This is a genomic window from Clostridium sp. UBA5712 (genome assembly GCF_002419845.1).
GTDB lineage: Bacteria > Bacillota > Clostridia > Clostridiales > Clostridiaceae > Clostridium_J > Clostridium_J sulfidigenes.
Genome location: NZ_DIGW01000010.1, coordinates 258,356 through 276,077, shown reverse-complemented (window position 1 = coordinate 276,077; position 17,722 = coordinate 258,356). Strand labels below are relative to the sequence as shown.

Annotated in this window: 12 protein-coding genes; all 12 read left to right on the top strand. The window is 30.4% G+C overall.

Translation table 11 applies throughout. The annotated features are described in order from the left end of the window. Positions 1-135 precede the first annotated feature (135 nt). The 12 genes from B3B03_RS05260 to B3B03_RS05205 all read left to right on the top strand — a co-directional run bounded on the left by B3B03_RS05260 (position 136) and on the right by B3B03_RS05205 (position 17,719). Positions 136-1,365, top strand: a complete 1,230-nt coding sequence (locus B3B03_RS05260; RefSeq protein WP_346847681.1) for a S41 family peptidase — start codon at positions 136-138, stop codon at positions 1,363-1,365. 207 nt (positions 1,366-1,572) lie between these two features. Next, entirely contained in the window at positions 1,573-2,877 is a 1,305-nt protein-coding gene (locus tag B3B03_RS05255) for a PDZ domain-containing protein (protein WP_346876644.1), read from the top strand. Positions 2,878-2,906: 29 nt separating this feature from the next. Further along, positions 2,907-4,892, top strand: a complete 1,986-nt coding sequence (gene uvrB, locus B3B03_RS05250) for an excinuclease ABC subunit UvrB (RefSeq protein ID WP_346847679.1) — start codon at positions 2,907-2,909, stop codon at positions 4,890-4,892. 11 nt (positions 4,893-4,903) lie between these two features. Next, positions 4,904-7,729 (top strand): excinuclease ABC subunit UvrA, encoded by a 2,826-nt coding sequence (uvrA, locus tag B3B03_RS05245; RefSeq protein WP_346876643.1) that lies wholly within the window; start codon positions 4,904-4,906, stop codon positions 7,727-7,729. Between the two features lie 70 nt (positions 7,730-7,799). Continuing rightward, positions 7,800-8,228 carry an FHA domain-containing protein gene (locus tag B3B03_RS05240; RefSeq protein WP_035132164.1) on the top strand — a complete coding sequence of 143 codons (429 nt, stop codon included), beginning with the start codon at positions 7,800-7,802 and terminating at the stop codon, positions 8,226-8,228. Positions 8,229-8,244: 16 nt separating this feature from the next. Next, complete coding sequence (locus tag B3B03_RS05235; RefSeq protein WP_346847677.1) at positions 8,245-9,561, top strand: FtsW/RodA/SpoVE family cell cycle protein; 1,317 nt, start codon at positions 8,245-8,247, stop codon at positions 9,559-9,561. Further along, complete coding sequence (locus B3B03_RS05230) at positions 9,554-10,972, top strand: peptidoglycan D,D-transpeptidase FtsI family protein (RefSeq protein WP_346847676.1); 1,419 nt, start codon at positions 9,554-9,556, stop codon at positions 10,970-10,972. Before B3B03_RS05235 ends, B3B03_RS05230 begins: the two co-directional genes overlap by 8 nt. Before the next feature lie 127 nt (positions 10,973-11,099). Continuing rightward, the gene (uvrC, locus tag B3B03_RS05225; RefSeq protein ID WP_346847675.1) at positions 11,100-12,962 is read left to right on the top strand and encodes an excinuclease ABC subunit UvrC; all 1,863 of its coding nucleotides are present in this window, start codon (positions 11,100-11,102) and stop codon (positions 12,960-12,962) included. A 151-nt stretch (positions 12,963-13,113) separates the two neighbouring features. Continuing rightward, a complete protein-coding gene (murB, locus tag B3B03_RS05220) occupies positions 13,114-14,037 on the top strand; it encodes a UDP-N-acetylmuramate dehydrogenase (protein WP_346876642.1) in 924 nt (307 codons plus the stop codon). A 24-nt stretch (positions 14,038-14,061) separates the two neighbouring features. Next, positions 14,062-15,246 carry a pyridoxal phosphate-dependent aminotransferase gene (locus B3B03_RS05215; RefSeq protein WP_346876641.1) on the top strand — a complete coding sequence of 395 codons (1,185 nt, stop codon included), beginning with the start codon at positions 14,062-14,064 and terminating at the stop codon, positions 15,244-15,246. A gap of 248 nt (positions 15,247-15,494) precedes the next feature. Next, on the top strand, positions 15,495-16,379 hold the full coding sequence (rapZ, locus tag B3B03_RS05210) for an RNase adapter RapZ (protein ID WP_346847672.1): 885 nt from the start codon (positions 15,495-15,497) through the stop codon (positions 16,377-16,379). After that, a complete protein-coding gene (locus B3B03_RS05205) occupies positions 16,376-17,719 on the top strand; it encodes a gluconeogenesis factor YvcK family protein (RefSeq protein ID WP_346847671.1) in 1,344 nt (447 codons plus the stop codon). Before rapZ ends, B3B03_RS05205 begins: the two co-directional genes overlap by 4 nt. Positions 17,720-17,722 lie beyond the last annotated feature (3 nt).

The window sequence follows — 17,722 nt, the reverse complement described above, 5'->3', positions numbered from 1 at the left end:
TATTTCTTAGTCTTATTTGTGTATAATATAATATATTGGTAATAGAAAGGATTAATAAAATAATTTAAATTTCATAGTATTATTATCGGGGATAAAAAGTAATAATAAATATATGAGAATGAGAGGGTGATTTTTATGGATGGTAAGAAAAATAAATGGAAAAGAGTAACGGGTATAGTGGCTCTTTTGATAGTGACAAATTTAATTACTTTAGGATTATCTAACTATATATCTTTTAAGTTACCAGATGGTAAAGTTATAGTTAGTAGAAAAACATATGAAAATATAGTAGACTTTGAAAAGTTATATACTATAAAAGATAAATTAGATAGATATTATTTGGGTGAAATTGATATTAATAAACTTATAGATGGAGCAGCAGCGGGAATGACAGAAGCTGTAGGAGACCCATATACAACATATATGAATGCCGAAGAGTTTAAAGACTTCTATTCTCAAACAGAAGGAAATTATGTTGGATTAGGAATACAGGTAGGAGTTAAGGAAGATAAGATAGTTGTAGTAGCTACCTTTGAAAATTCACCTGCAGAAAAAGTGGGAATACTTTCAGGGGATATAATTGAAAGCGTAAATGGTACAAAGGTTGAAGGCAAGGACTTAGAAAAAGCAGTGAAAACTATGAAAGGTGAAAAAGGAGAAGCTGTAGAACTTACTTTATCTAGGGAAAACAAAGGTTCTTTTAATGTTAAAACTGTAAGAGATGAAATAGAAATGATAACTGTAAAGAAAGAAATGATTGATAGTCAAGTAGGATATATTCAGGTAACTATGTTTGATGAAAATACATCTAGCAATTTTGAAAATGCAATTAAAGATTTAAACTCAAAAGGAATGAAGAGTTTAATAGTAGACCTAAGAGAAAATCCAGGAGGATTATTAGATCAAACTGTGAATATGTGTTCACAATTTATTCCTAAGAATAAGAATATAGTTTATACGGAAGATAAGAATGGAAATAGGAAGGATTATAATTCAGTAGGTGGAATTGCTGAAGGATTACCACTTACTATATTAATAGATGAGGGGAGTGCAAGTGCTTCAGAAATATTTACAGGAGCTATAAAAGATTATAAGTTAGGAACTTTAGTAGGTACTAAGACCTTTGGTAAGGGTGTTGTTCAAACAACTTTTTATAGGGATAGAGATGGATTTAGAGATGGAACTGCATTGAAGGTTACTATATCAAAATACTATACTCCTAATGGACAGAATATCCATGGTATAGGAATAGAGCCAGATATTTTAGTTGAGTATCCAGAAGAACTAAAAGGGAAAGCCTATGATAAATCAGTAGATCCTCAATTTGAAAAGGCTTTGGAAGTGGCAAAAGAAAAGATTAAGTAATAAAATATAGGGTATTATAATAGATATTAGTATTTTTATTATAATAAATACTAATTAAAATAAGTTAACATATAGAAAAATAATAAAATTAATTTTATAGTTTCAAGTAGATAAATGATGATGTAAAATTAAGTATCTATTATAGTAGATACTTAATTTTACTTATGCACATCTACTCTTTGTTACATAATGAGAAGGAGAAAAATAATGGAACTTTTAAAGTATACTTTGCAGCAGGTGTCCTATGCTATTGTGGAGCCGTCTTATGCGCTTATATTAATAATGATGGCTGTTGTATTCTATATGAAAAATAAAAAAACTACAGTGATGGAAAGATTAATTATGGGTAAAAACTCGTCAACTGCTTTTGAACTTACTGTGTCACAAATAGTTATGGGAATATTGGGAGGTGTAGTAGCTAGTTTAATTCTTACATTTTTGGGAATTACTTTTTATGAAACTTCTAATATATTTCTAATATTTATATTATCAGTAGCGTTAATGTTCTTTAGTCCCAAATTAGTTTGTCTTTCATATTCAGGAGCTATTTTGGGACTATTATCAATACTGTTGTATTTTATATCATTAATCATGGAGAATCCAAGTTTAGATGTACTAAAAATGGATATAACTAATTTATTGGTATTGGTTGCAGTAATGCATATTGTTGAAGGGTTATTAGTAATCTTTGATGGGAAAAGAGGTGCTATACCTGTATTTGGATCAAGAGATAAAAAAATCATAGGTGGATTTGCATATAGAAGACAATGGATATTACCAATGATAATATTATTAATGGTACAGGCTACTAGCGCCAATACAGTTATGGGGGGAAGTGTAAACACTCCAGAATGGTGGCCAATAATTAATCATAATAAAAACATGTTGATTTTTGCTACTATGGTAATTGGTGCATTACCGATTTTTGCAGGAGTTAATTATGCTACCATAACATTTACAAAAAGTAAAAAAAATAAGCCAATATTCTCAGGACTATTAATTTTAGGCTATGGTACTGTATTAATTCTATTATCTTTTCTTGGGGATATAAATAAGATTTTAGATGTAATAATTCTTACATTGATGCCTGTATTACATGAGTATATGTTATATATTGATCGCTTAGCAGAAAAGAAAGGTAAAATAAAGTATGTGAGTAATGAAGAGGGAGTATGTGTTCTAGATGTAGCCCATGATTCAATAGCTAAAAATATGGGAGTTAAAATGGGAGATTTAATATTAGAAATAAATAATATTAAATTATATAAGGATGAAATTATATTTAATATGTTAGAACGTCTTCCAGATATTATAAATATAAAGGTTAGAAGAGAAAATGGATCTATGGAAGAATTAGAATGTAAAGTAAAAAACAATAAAGAAAAATTAGGAATTGTTATAGTTCCTAGAGAAGTTCCAAAGCAGGCTACTGTAGCAAAGCCAGGAGGTTCTAGTTTTTCTGATATTCTAAATAAAATTAAAGAAAAGAAAGATAGTAACGATAAAGAATAATTTTTTATAAAAAGATGAGGTGATGTATCATGGGTCAGTTTAAGATTCATTCAAAATTTAAGCCAACTGGAGATCAACCTGAAGCAATAGATAGTATAGTTAAAGGAATCCTTGAAGATAAAAAATATCAAACTTTACTTGGAGTAACAGGATCAGGGAAGACATTTACTATGGCAAATATTATTGAGAGAGTTCAAAGACCAACTTTAATTCTTGCTCATAATAAGACTTTAGCAGCTCAATTATGCTCTGAATTTAAAGAGTTTTTTCCGGAAAATGCTGTTGAGTACTTTGTTTCTTACTACGATTACTATCAACCAGAAGCTTATATGGCTCAAACTGACACCTATATAGAAAAGGATGCATCAATAAATGAGGAGATAGAAAAGCTACGGCACTCAGCTACTTCAGCCTTGATAGAAAGACGAGATGTTATAGTTGTGGCTTCTGTATCATGTATATATGGGCTAGGAAATCCAGAGGATTATAGAAAGCTTACTGTATCTTTACGAGAAGGTATGATTAAAGATAGAAATAGTGTTATTAGTCAGCTAGTGGATATTCAATACGAAAGAAATGATATAAATTTTGTAAGAGGAACCTTTAGAGTTAGAGGAGACGTGCTAGATATATTTCCAGCATCATCAACTAATAAAGGGATAAAAGTTGAGTTTTTCGGAGATGAAATAGATAGAATCCGTGAGTTTGATGTATTAACAGGCAATATAATTAGTGGAAGAAAACATGTATCTATATTCCCAGCATCACACTTTGCTACATCAAAGGAAAATTTAGAAAGAGCTATCTCTCAAATTGAATTTGAATTAGAAGAGAGATTAAGGGAGCTAAAGGATGAGGATAAGTTATTAGAAGCTCAAAGATTAAAACAACGAACCAATTTTGATATAGAAATGATGAGAGAAGTAGGTTATTGTACTGGAATAGAAAATTATTCTAGAATATTAGATGGAAGAGAAAAAGGAACACCACCACAAACTCTTATTGACTATTTCCCAGATGATTTTCTTTTCTTTGTAGATGAAAGTCATGTTACACTACCACAAATTAAGGCTATGTATGGAGGAGACAGATCTAGAAAAACTTCTTTAGTAGAGTATGGATTTAGACTTCCATCAGCCTATGATAATAGACCACTTAAATTTGAAGAGTTTGAAGATAAATTAAATCAGGTATTATTTGTAAGTGCTACACCTGGAGTTTATGAGAATGAACATTCAGCTAATATAGCAGAGCAAATAATAAGACCAACAGGATTATTAGATCCTGAAATTATAATAAGACCAGTAAAAGGTCAAATTGATGACTTATATGGTGAGATTATCAAAACTACTGAAAGAGGGTTTAGAACTTTAGTTACAACTCTTACAAAGAAGATGGCAGAGGACTTAACTAAATATTTAAAAGAGTTAGGAGTAAAAACTACTTACTTACATTCTGATATAATTACTATGGAAAGAATGGAAATAATAAGAGATCTTCGAAGAGGAGATTATGATGTGCTAATTGGAATAAATCTTTTAAGAGAAGGATTAGATATTCCAGAAGTAGCATTAGTTGCTATATTAGATGCAGATAAGGAAGGATTCTTAAGGAGTGAAACATCTTTAATTCAGACTGTAGGTAGAGCTGCAAGAAACTCAGAAAGTAAAGTAATAATGTATGCTGATAATATGACAAATTCTATGGAAAAAACTATAAATGAGACCAATAGAAGAAGAAGTATTCAAGAAAAGTATAATGATGATCATAATATAGTACCTAAGACTATAATCAAGGAAATAAGAGATGTTATAGAAATTTCTACAGTGGCAGAAGATGAAGATTTATATATCAGTGAAGCAAGTAGTGATTTGCTTTTAGATAAGAAGGAATTGACTAAGCATATTACTAAACTAGAAAAAGAAATGAAAGAAGCAGCTAAGGACTTACAATTTGAAAGAGCAGCGATTTTAAGAGATGAGATAGAACGTATGAAGAGAGAATTTAATTTGTAAAGGAGAAATTTATGAGAAATAGTATTTATATAAAAGGTGCAAAAGTACATAACCTTAAAAATGTAGATTTAGAAATACCAAGAGATAAATTTGTTGTTTTTACTGGACTTTCAGGTTCAGGAAAATCTTCTTTAGCCTTTGATACTCTTTATGCAGAAGGACAAAGAAGATATGTAGAATCTCTTTCAGCTTATGCGAGACAGTTTTTAGGCCAAATGAATAAACCGGATGTAGAGTATATAGAAGGTCTATCACCAGCTATATCTATTGACCAAAAAACTACAAGTAAAAATCCAAGATCTACAGTAGGAACAGTAACTGAAATTTATGATTATTTAAGACTACTTTATGCAAAGATAGGTGTACCCCATTGTCCTAAATGTGGCAAGGAGATTACCCAGCAGACTGTAGACCAAATGGTAGATCAGGCAATGGCTCTGACACCTAGAACTAAGGTTCAAATCTTAGCACCTGTAGTTACAGGGAAAAAAGGAGAACATGTAAAGATCCTTGAGAACATTAAAAAAAATGGATATGTTAGAGCAAGAATTGATGGTGTTCTGGTAGATTTAGAAGATGAAGATATCAAACTAGAGAAGAATAAAAAGCATACCATTGAAATAGTAATAGATAGAGTAGTTATTAAAGATGGAATTGAATCAAGAATTACAGACTCTTTAGAGTCAGCATTAAAAATAGGTGAAGGTATAGCTATCTTAAATGTAATTGATGGAGAAGATATACTTTTAAGTGAAAAATTTTCATGTGTAAGTTGTGGAATAAGTATTGGTGAAATTGAGCCTAGAATGTTTTCCTTCAATTCTCCCTTTGGAAAGTGCGATGAGTGTGATGGACTTGGGACTTTAATGGAGATAGATGAGGATTTGGTGATTCCGGATAAAAGCAAATCCATATTAGGTGGAGGAATTTTAACTTTAGGTGAAGGTAGTTTAAAGGAGGATTCATGGACTCGTGCCATATTAGAAGCTCTTGCTAAAAAAAGAGGGTTTACTTTAGATACTCCTATAGAAGAACTATCAGAAGAAAATTTAAATTCTGTTTTATATGGAACAAATGGAGAAAAATTACGAATAGAGTATACCAAGGAATTTAAAACTGGTATATATAATTATGCTTATGAAGGTATAATAAATAATTTAAAAAGAAGATATATGGAAACTAACTCAGATTACATAAAGAGAGAAGTAGAAGAGTATATGAGTGATAATCCTTGTCCTAAGTGTAAAGGAAGAAGATTATCTAAAGAAGCTCTATCTGTTACTGTAGGTGGTAAAAATATAAGTGAATTTTGTACTATGTCTATTATAGAAGAACTTGATTTTGTAGATGCATTAAAATTATCTAAAAAGGATGAAATTGTAGCAGAACAAGTATTAAAGGAAGTTAAGAGTAGACTTAGTTTTTTAAAGGATGTAGGACTTAGTTATCTTAACTTAAGTAGAGCATCAGGTACTTTATCAGGAGGAGAAGCGCAAAGAATTAGATTAGCAACTCAAATTGGTTCTAGTTTGATGGGGGTTTTATATATTTTAGATGAGCCAAGTATTGGATTGCATCAAAGAGATAATGATAAATTAATAAAGACTTTAAAGCATCTTAGAGACATAGGAAATACTTTAATTGTAGTTGAGCATGACGAAGATACTATGCGAGAAGCAGATTACTTAGTAGATATAGGCCCAGGAGCAGGAGAGCATGGAGGAAAAATAGTAGCTGCAGGTACAGTAAAACATGTGATGAAGTGTAAAGAGTCCATTACAGGTCAATATTTAAGTGGGCATAGAACTATAGATGTGCCTGAAAAATATAGAATTATGGATAAAAATAGAGTTATAAAAGTTAAAGGTGCAAAGGAAAACAATCTAAAAAATATAAGTGTTGAATTTCCATTAGGATTATTTACATCTGTAACAGGAGTTTCAGGGTCAGGGAAAAGTACTTTAGTTAATCAGGTTTTATATAAGGGGTTAAATAGAAAATTAAATGGTTCTAAGAAACTACCAGGAAAACATGAGGAAATTGTAGGTGATGACCAGATTGATAAGATTATAAATATAGATCAAAGTCCAATAGGAAGAACACCTAGAAGTAATCCTGCTACATATACAGGAGTATTTGATTTAATAAGAGAAATTTTCACTATGGTTCCAGAGGCTAAAAGCAGAGGATATAAACAAGGTAGATTCAGTTTCAATGTTAAAGGTGGAAGATGCGAAGCTTGTAAAGGTGATGGAATAATAAAGATAGAAATGCAATTTTTATCTGATGTCTATGTTGAATGTGAAGTGTGTAAAGGAAAGAGATATAATAGAGAAACATTAGAGGTAAAATACAAAGGAAAAACTATTGCAGATGTTTTAAATATGACTGTAGAGGAAGGCTTAGCTTTCTTTGAAAATATACCTCGTATAAGTAGTAAACTTCAAACTCTTATGGATGTTGGATTATCCTATATAAGATTAGGTCAACCATCAACCACATTATCAGGCGGAGAGGCACAAAGAATAAAGCTTGCCTATGAATTATCTAAAAGAAGTACAGGAAAGACTTTGTATATATTAGATGAACCCACTACTGGATTACACATTGATGATGTTAGTAAACTTATAAAAATTCTCCAAAGGCTTGTAGAAGGAGGAAATACTGTAATAGTAATTGAACATAATTTAGATGTAATAAAGTGTTCAGATTATATTATAGACTTAGGACCAGAAGGTGGAGATCAAGGAGGAACTATTATAGTTAAAGGAAATCCTAAAGATGTAATTAAATGTTCTAAATCATATACAGGACAGTACCTAAAAAAGATGATATAATTACTTATAACTAGCATCATAATTTATAATGATGCTAGTTATGTTATATATGTATAAAGGAGTTTTGCTTATGAATATTTTAAAATTCGCATTGAATTTAGGAATAATAGCAATAGTTTATTTTATTATAATCTACGCTTTAAAAATAATGTATACAGATACTAAATCAGTGGGTAAAAGAAGGAATAGAACTAGAAAGGCTACTTCTGGGCTAGAAATAATAGTAGCTGGAGAAAATACAAATCTAAAAAATGGAGGAATACTACCAATAGTAGATAACTTAACTATGGGAAGAAAAAGTGATAATACAGTAATCTTAGATGATAAATATGTTTCTTCTCATCATGTTAAAATTTTCAGAAGAAATAATGAGTATGTGTTGGAAGATTTGGAGAGCACTAACGGAACTAAGGTTAATGATATTAGAATAAAGAATTCCCTTATATTAAAGTCAGGGGATATAATAAAGGTGGGAACTGCTACCTTTAAATTTATGTAGTTATTAGGAGGCAAGTATGAAGGGTATAAAACAAGAAAAAAGAGTGCTTAGATTTACTTATTTGCTTGTAATGGCACTATTTTTTAATGTAGCAATTCTAACTCCAACTATTGATAAGGGTGCAATATTTATAGGAGCAATAATATGTGGTTTATTATGTTATTCCCACTTTGTAATAAGAAGATTTTATCCAGATGGGGATAAATTTATATTATTATTTTCAAATATCCTTGCTGTTATAGGGATTGCTATGATATATAGGTTGGATTTACCCATATCGGGAGGTAGTTATATAGCGGAAGGTACTAGAAGTTTTTTAACAGCTAAGCAAATTATATTTTTTGCTTTAGGTATGACTATGTTTATATTAGTAGTTGTAATACTTCCAGATTTAAAAAGATTTAGTAAGTACAAATATTTATATCTAATAATAACATTATTATTTATGTCCATGGGTACCTTTTTTGGAAAGGAACAGTTTGGAGCTAAAAACTGGGTAAATTTATTTGGGTTCGGTTTTCAACCTTCTGAGTTTGGGAAAATTGCCTTAGTAGCTTACCTTGCTTCAGCATTAAAGGATTATGAAAAGCCTTCGAAGTTTTGGATTAAGATAGGAAAGGCAATTGGATTTAGGAAAGAAAGCTCATATAAATATATAAGTTTAATAGAGCCTGCTATGGTAATGATGATATCATTGCTATTTATGTTAGCTCAAACAGACTTGGGTTCAGCGCTAATTTTCTTTGCCATAGCACTTACTATGCTTTATATTGCTACATCAAATAAAAAGTATGTAATAATAGCATTGCTGTTATTTGTAGTTGGTGGTGTCATAGGATATTACTTATTTTATCATGTTCAGATAAGGGTTATGATATGGCGAAACCCATGGAAGTATGGATATGATGAAGGACATCAGCTTGTTCAATCCCTTATAGCTATAGCAAATGGTGGATTTTTTGGGGTAGGACTTGGAAATGGATATCCAGGATATATTCCAGTAGTAGAATCTGACTTTATATTTGCGGCTATATGCGAAGAATTAGGATTACTTATTGGATTTGCAGTTATAATTTTAAATTTTCTATTATTCTATAGATGTATAAGAGCTGCACTTTACATAAAGGATAAATTTTCAAGATTATTAGCCGTTGGATATAGTACTATGATGGTATCTCAAACACTAGTAATTATTGGTGGTGTAACTGGAGCTATACCTCTTACAGGAATAACTTTGCCTTTTGTTAGTTATGGAGGAAGTTCTATGCTGATAAGTTATCTTTCACTAGGTATAATACAAAAAATATCAGAGGAGAGTAGTAATTATGAATAATCTACAAAAGAACATAAAAAATGTAATGATTGTATTTCTGTTATTATTTATTGCTCTAATCTCTTATATAAGTTATAGTACATTATTTAAAAATCAAATAGCTTTGGATAGTGTTTATAATAAAAGAAATCAAGCGGAGAAAAATAGAGTTCTTAGAGGAACTATTTATGACAGAGATATGAATCCTTTAACTACAGGTGAAAAAACAGGGGAGTTTTCTCAAACAAGAAAGTATGTTGGAGGAGTAGCTTTTTCTCATGTGGTTGGTTATAATGATGCTAAGTATGGGGCTAGTGGAATTGAAAAGAAGTTTGATAAAGAACTTTCAGGACAATCAGTAAATTCTATAAAGGATATATTTTCCAACAAAAAGGATGAGAATAAAGTTGGAAATCATGTAGTGACTACCTTAAATTCTAAGTTACAACAAAGAGCCTTTGAGGTTTTAGGTAATAGAAAGGGATCAATAGTAGCATTAAATCCTAAGACAGGAGAGGTTCTTGCTATGGTGTCAAAACCAAGTTTTGATGCAAATACAATACAAGAAGACTTTGAAAAACTGTCACAACAAGAGGATACACCTTTCTTGAATAGAGCAGTTTCAGGTCTTTACCCACCAGGCTCAACCTTTAAAGTTATTACAGCCATAAGTGCTTTGGAGAATATGTCGGATATAACCAATAGGACCTTTAATGATGAGGGGAAAATTAGTTTTAATGAAAGTGAATACCTAGAAAACTACAAAGGGTATGCTTATGGAAGCATTGGACTTAGAACAGCTTTTTTAAAGTCTAGTAATGTGGTATTTGGTACCTTAGCTATGGAACTTGGAAATGATAATTTAAAGGGAACATCAGAAAAGTTCTTCTTTAATAAAGATATTCCATCAGAAACTCTTACCATTGATAATAGTATTTTCCCAAAATATAAAAGTGATGAGGTTGGTAATATAGCTCAAAGTGGTATAGGACAAAGTGGAGTACTAGCAAGTCCAATAGAAATGGCACTAGTAGCTAGTACTATAGCTAATAATGGTGTAATGATGGAACCTAATGTAGTAAAGGAAATCATAAGTCCGGAAGGGAAAGTAGTTAAAAGCTATGAACAAAAGGAAGCAGCTACAGTTACAACTCCTGAAAATGCAGCATTGCTAAAGGAATATATGAAAGCTGTAGTCAATGAGGGAACTGGTCAGGCAGCAAAGTTATGGAACGTTCAAGTATCAGGAAAGACTGGAACTGCAGACCATGACTCTGGAGATAAGGAGCCACACACTTGGTTTATAGGTTTTGCAGGTTATGATGACCCAGAAATAGCCTTTGCTATAATTGCAGAAGAAGGTGGAAATGATAGCTTTAATGCCAGCGCTATGGCAAAGGAGCTTATGAAATCTTATTTTAGTACAAATTAATATTAAAACTTTTGAAATATAATTATATAATATACCTTATGAGTATTAATCATTGCATTAAAAGTGAAGCTCAATAAGTATTATACTAAAGATGAAACAACTTTTGGATGAGAAGTGAGGTGATTTAATGTTTGATTTTGAGTATCATCTAAAAAATCTTCCAGACAATCCTGGAGTTTATTTAATGAGAAATTCTTTGAGAGAAGTAATATATGTAGGAAAAGCAAAAAATCTTAAAAATAGAGTAAGACAATACTTTCAGAATTCTAAAAATCATAGTGAAAAAGTTAGAGCTATGGTTAAGAATATAAGTGAATTTGAGTATATAGTTACAGATTCTGAAGTAGAAGCTTTAATACTAGAATGTAATTTAATAAAAAAGTATAGTCCTAAATATAATATTTTGCTAAAAGATGATAAATATTTTCCTTTTATTAAAATTACTAATGAAGAATTTCCAAGGGTATTAGTTACAAGAAATTATGGAAATGATTCATCTAAATATTTTGGACCATATACGGATGGAAGTGCAGTATATACTATAAATGAACTTATAAAGAAGGTATTTTCTCTTAGAACATGTAGAAGAGTTATAAAGGAAAATGGGCCTAAAACAAGGGTTTGTCTTAACTATCATATAAAATTATGTAGTGGACCATGTGAAGGATTAATTTCTAAAGAGGAATATAAAAAAATTATCAATGATGTGGTGGATTTACTTACAGGGAAGGATACAAAGATTACTAGTAAGATTAAGACTGAAATGGAAGAAGCAGCAGAAAATTTAGATTTTGAAAGAGCAGCTTCTTTAAGAGATAAGTTGATAGCCATAGATAAAATAAATGAAAAGCAAAAGATTATTAGTAATAATTTTGAAAATGAAGATTTTATAGGTATTTCTCAAGATGAAAAAGATAGTTGTATTCAGATATTCTTTTTAAGAGATGGTAAAATTGTTGGAAGAGAAGATTTTATTTTAGACAATACAGGTGGAGAAGAGCCTGCCTATGTCATAGAGGAATTTATTAAAAACTTTTATGGAGGAACTGCTTTTATACCTAAGACTGTATATGTAAGTCATTGTGATGAAATTGATATCTTAGAGCAATGGTTATCTATAAAGAAGGAATATAGAGTGACTATAAAGGTTCCACATAAAGGAGAAAAGAGAAAGACACTTGATATGGTAGAAAAAAACGCTAGCCATGCTCTCGAAATGTTTAAGATTAAACATAAAGTAGACAAGGAACTTAATAATGTGGCACTTTCTGAAATTCAAGAGGTTCTTGGGATTGAAGATATGCCTATTAGAATTGAAGCCTATGATATATCTAATATCATGGGAATGGATTCCGTAGGAACCATGGTAGTATTTCAAGATGGAGTAGCTAAAAATAGTGATTATAGAAGATTTAAAATTAAAACGGTAGAAGGTGCAGACGATTATGGCTCTATGAGAGAAATATTAATAAGAAGATTTACACATGGATTAGAAGAAATAAGGAAGATAAATAATAATGGTATGGACTTTAAGTCGGGTAAGTTTTCTATTTTTCCTGACTTGATTATGATGGATGGTGGAAAGGGACAAATTAATATAGCACTTCAAGTATTGGAGGAGTTAAATATTAATATACCTGTATGTGGTATGGTGAAGGACGATAAGCATAGAACAAGAGGACTTATTTATAAAAATAAAGAAATTCTGTTAAAGCCATCTTCCAAGGCCATGCTTTTAATAACTAGGATTCAGGATGAAGTTCATAGATTTGCCATTACATATCATAGAACCTTAAGAGATAAACGTACTTTATTTTCTATATTAGATGAAATACCTAAAATAGGAGAAAAGAGAAGGCGTGAACTTCTAAAAAAATTTGGTAGTATTGAAAATATAAAAAAGGCTACCTATGAAGAGTTAATGGCTACACCTTCTATGGATGGGAAAGCTACTGAAAGTATAATTAATTATTTTAAGAAAAATAGTTAATAACCATATGTCAGCATAAAATATTGAATTAGAGTGTTTATACTATTAGTAGGATAGTATACTTAAAATGAAAGAAATATGTAATAACTGTTGATATATATAACCTAAGTATTTTATACTTAATATATAATAATATAGTAAGAGGTATACAATGAAATTAAAGGATAGTTTTGTAAGAAGTGTTTTAGATGTAGCAGGGAATGAAAATGTAAAAATAGATGAACTAATGAAGAATCATACTTCTTTTAAGGTAGGTGGACCAGCTGACCTATTAGTTTACCCTTCTAATTATGAAATGGTTAAAGAATTAATTAAAATATGCAAGGAAAATAAGGTGGATTATTTCATATTAGGAAATGGATCTAATCTCATAATAAGAGATGGAGGAATAAGAGGAGTAGTCATAAAACTAGGACACATAAATAAAATAGTAGTAGATGAAAATTTAATATCTGCACAATGTGGAGCTAAGTTATATTCAGTTGCAGATCAGGCTTTAAAGAATAGTTTATCAGGGCTAGAATTTGCGTCTGGGATACCAGGATCTATTGGAGGTGCTACTGCAATGAATGCAGGTGCCTATGACGGAGAAATGGCAAAGGTAATTGAAAGTTCATTAGTAATTGATAATGAGGGGAACATTAGAGAATTAAGTAAAGAAGAACTAGAATTTGGATATAGGAATAGTGCAATTTTAAAGTATGGATATATAGTTCTGGAAACAAGAATGAGATTGTCTCATGGAGATAAAGCTTTGATCAAGGAAAGAATGGATGATCTAGCAGAAAGAAGAAAAAGTAAGCAACCCTTAGAATATGCATCAGCAGGAAGTACATTTAAAAGACCCGAGGGATATTTTGCAGGTAAGCTTATTCAAGATTCAGGATTAAAGGGTACTAGCGTTGGGGACGCGCAGGTATCTGAAAAACATTCAGGATTTATCATAAATAGAGGCAATGCAACGTCAAAGGATATTTTAGATCTTATTGAAGTTGTAAAAGCTAAAGTTTATGAAAAATTTAAGGTTGAATTACACACTGAAGTTAGAGTTATAGGTGAAGATAGTTTAACCTAATATAAAAAATAGGGAGATGGGGATATGATTTCAAAAAAAATGGTGGATTATGTTAATGGTAGTTCATTAATCAGAGCTATGTTTGAAGAAGGTAAAAGACTCGCATCAATTTATGGTGCAGAAAATGTTTATGATTTCAGCTTAGGAAATCCAAATCTTGAACCGCCAAGCACTGTAAGGGAGGCAATTATAGATATTTTAAATAATGAACCTAATACTATGGTTCATGGTTACATGAGTAACTCAGGATATGAGGATGTTAGAGAAACTATTGCTAACTCAATTAACAAAAAATTTGATACAAGTTTTACAGAAAAGAATATAGTTATGACTGTAGGTGCAGCAGGTGGTTTAAACGTGATTTTTAAAACTCTTTTAAACCCAGAAGATGAAGTAGTAGTATTTGCACCTTATTTTGGTGAATATAGAAGTTATGCAGCTAACTATGATGGAAAGCTTGTAGTAGTATCACCAAACACTACAGATTTTCAACCTAATTTAGATGAGTTTAAAAGTAAAATTACGGATAAGACTAAAGCTGTTATAATTAACTCTCCAAACAATCCTACAGGTGTTGTTTATTCAGAAGGGACTATTATAAAACTTACTAATATCTTAAAAGAAAAACAAAAGGAATTGGGAACTGACATATATTTAATATCAGATGAACCTTATAGAGAGCTTGTATACGATAACATTCAAGTGCCATATTTAACAAAGTACTATGATAATACAATTGTTGGATATTCCTATAGTAAATCTCTTTCATTACCAGGAGAAAGAATTGGATATTTAGTTATTCAAAATGAAGTATCCGATTTTGAAAATGTTGTATCTGCTTCTAATGTAGCTACTCGTATTTTAGGATATGTAAATGCACCATCACTTTTCCAAAGAGTAATAGCTAGATGTTTAGATGATAAAGTAAATATTGATTTTTATAATAAAAATCGAGAACTACTTTATAGTGAACTTACTTCTTATGGATATAATTGTATAAAACCAGAAGGTGCTTTCTATTTATTTGTTAAATCACCTATAGAGAACGATATTGAATTCTGTAATATGGCAAAAAAATATAATATTTTAATAGTTCCTGGAACTTCTTTTGCTTGTCCAGGATATATTAGAATTGCTTATTGTGTAGCTTATAGTACTATAGAAAATGCCTTACCTGGATTTAAATCATTAATTGAGTCTATAGAATAAGTAAATATAAAAATAATATTGTTAATTTTTAAAATTTTATGTGAAAGATATAGGATAAATAAATATTTATCCTATATCTTTTTTAGTAATATAAATTACTATATGATATAATTAATGTGTATAATATATAGATATTAGTGTTAATTTTTATTAAAAATATTAATTTAAAAGAAGTATAATTTTAAATTAATATAAGATTAAATTTAAAAGTTTTACTGGAATTAAATATGCAAAAGAGGTGTGATAGAATGAAATTTTTGATAGTTACAGGTATGTCAGGAGCAGGTAAGACACAAGCAATAAGATCACTTGAGGATTTAGGGTTTTACTGTGTAGATAATTTACCACCAACCCTTATAATAAAATTTGCTGAAGTATGCTTTAAAACTGAAGGAAAAATAGATAAAATTGCCATAGTAGTAGATATTAGAGGGAGAACATTTTTTGATGACTTATTAGGTAGTTTGTCCACTCTTGATAAAGAAGGTTATCTATATGAAGTATTATACCTTGAAGCTACAGATGAAACCTTAGTTAAAAGATATAAAGAATCAAGAAGAAAACATCCTCTTGCACCAGATGGAAGGATTATTAATGGTATAAGTATAGAAAAGAAAAAACTAAAAGGAATAAGGGAAAGGGCTAGTAAAATAATAAACACATCAAAATTAACTAATAAAGAGCTAAATGAAGAAATAACTATGGCCTATGGAGATGAAGGTCAAATTGAAAGTCCTTTACTTATTAATGTAATATCCTTTGGATTTAAATATGGAATACCTTTAGATGCGGATTTAGTTATGGATGTAAGATTTATTCCTAATCCATATTATATTGCTGATCTAAAGCCTTTTAGCGGCCTAGATAAGCCGGTAAAAGATTATGTATTATCTAAAGTTGAAACACAGCAATTTGTAGAAAAATTTATAGATATGCTTAAATTTTTAATCCCTAATTATAAAATAGAAGGAAAAAGACAATTGATTGTTGCTATTGGTTGTACAGGAGGTAGACATCGTTCTGTAGCTATTGCAAATAAAGTATATGAGACTTTAAATCATAATGGTAATAGTGTAACTATAGATCATAGAGATATAAATGAGGATGTAAGTAGAGGAGCTGGAAAGCGATGAAGCTTAAGGACGGGTTAATGCCTGGTGTGGGAATTAAGAGGTGGATATGTCAAATTATTTTAGGCGTATTTTTAATTTCCTACTCTATAATTGAGCTTATAAGAAGATGGGGTGAAGGTATTTCTATTAAAATATTTTTAGTAGCGATACTAGTTTTAGGGTGCGTATTGACCTATATAAGTTTAGAGAAGTATACTAAAAAAGTAATAGATATAATAAAGTTTGAAGCGTTGAATTTTTCTATGGGAAAGAAAAATTTTGACGATGATTTTTTTAAAAATAGTATATTAGTAAAGGGTCCTAAGGTGGTAGTTATTGGAGGCGGAACAGGGCTCTCCAATATGCTTAGCGGACTAAAAAGATATACCACTAATATAACCGCAGTAGTTACAGTGGCTGATGATGGAGGTGGTTCTGGAGTATTGAGGCAAGATTTAGGAATGCTACCACCAGGAGATATTCGAAACTGCATAATAGCTTTAGCAGATACTGAACCTTTGATGGAACAGCTCTTTAGGTATAGATTTAAGGATGGTTCTTTAGAAAATCAAAGTTTTGGTAATTTATTCTTAGCTGCTATGAATGGGATTTCCGATAATTTTTTAGAGGCTATTAAAAAAACTAGTGAGGTTTTAGCAGTAACAGGAAAAGTACTGCCTGTTACTCTAGAAAATGTGCAATTATATGCAAAACTAAAAAATGGAGACATAATAAAAGGGGAATCCTCAATACCTACTGAGAGCTTAAATAGAAAATCACCTATAGATAGAGTATTTATAGAGCCTAAAGATGCTAAGGGAGTTCAAGAGGCCGTTGATGCTATAAGAGATGCTGATGCGGTTATATTAGGTCCAGGAAGTGTGTATACTAGTATAATCCCTAATCTAATGGTAGGTGATATAAGAGAGGCTGTAAAGGCCACTAAAGCATTAAAGATTTATGTATCAAATATAATGACTCAACCAGGTGAGAGTGATAACTTTAGTGTTCAAGATCATATAAGAGCTATAATGAAACATTGCCAAGGTATGCCTATTGATTATGCTATTGTAAATAAAGGACTCTCAAAGGAAGAAGAAAATATAAAAGAAAGATACTTACAAAAAGGCTCAACCTTTGTTCAACTTGACCATGGTGACAAAGATAAGCTAAATGTAAAATATATAGAATTTGATATGATAAAGATTAAAAAAGAACTCATAAGACATGATGAGGATAAACTGGCTAAAATACTTATAGAAACTATATTAAAGAAAAAAATGATTAATGATGAGAAAAGAATTTTTGAATATATATATTTATCACAGAGATTAAGAAGAGAAAAAAAGGATAGGGAGTAGAGA

What these genes read in the sequence shown, in the direction of transcription:
- B3B03_RS05260 (WP_346847681.1), top strand. Translation starts at nt 136, where the DNA reads ATGGATGGTAAGAAAAATAAATGGAAAAGAGTAACGGGTATAGTGGCT.
- B3B03_RS05255 (WP_346876644.1), top strand. Translation starts at nt 1,573, where the DNA reads ATGGAACTTTTAAAGTATACTTTGCAGCAGGTGTCCTATGCTATTGTG.
- uvrB (WP_346847679.1), top strand. Translation starts at nt 2,907, where the DNA reads ATGGGTCAGTTTAAGATTCATTCAAAATTTAAGCCAACTGGAGATCAA.
- uvrA (WP_346876643.1), top strand. Translation starts at nt 4,904, where the DNA reads ATGAGAAATAGTATTTATATAAAAGGTGCAAAAGTACATAACCTTAAA.
- B3B03_RS05240 (WP_035132164.1), top strand. Translation starts at nt 7,800, where the DNA reads ATGAATATTTTAAAATTCGCATTGAATTTAGGAATAATAGCAATAGTT.
- B3B03_RS05235 (WP_346847677.1), top strand. Translation starts at nt 8,245, where the DNA reads ATGAAGGGTATAAAACAAGAAAAAAGAGTGCTTAGATTTACTTATTTG.
- B3B03_RS05230 (WP_346847676.1), top strand. Translation starts at nt 9,554, where the DNA reads ATGAATAATCTACAAAAGAACATAAAAAATGTAATGATTGTATTTCTG.
- uvrC (WP_346847675.1), top strand. Translation starts at nt 11,100, where the DNA reads ATGTTTGATTTTGAGTATCATCTAAAAAATCTTCCAGACAATCCTGGA.
- murB (WP_346876642.1), top strand. Translation starts at nt 13,114, where the DNA reads ATGAAATTAAAGGATAGTTTTGTAAGAAGTGTTTTAGATGTAGCAGGG.
- B3B03_RS05215 (WP_346876641.1), top strand. Translation starts at nt 14,062, where the DNA reads ATGATTTCAAAAAAAATGGTGGATTATGTTAATGGTAGTTCATTAATC.
- rapZ (WP_346847672.1), top strand. Translation starts at nt 15,495, where the DNA reads ATGAAATTTTTGATAGTTACAGGTATGTCAGGAGCAGGTAAGACACAA.
- B3B03_RS05205 (WP_346847671.1), top strand. Translation starts at nt 16,376, where the DNA reads ATGAAGCTTAAGGACGGGTTAATGCCTGGTGTGGGAATTAAGAGGTGG.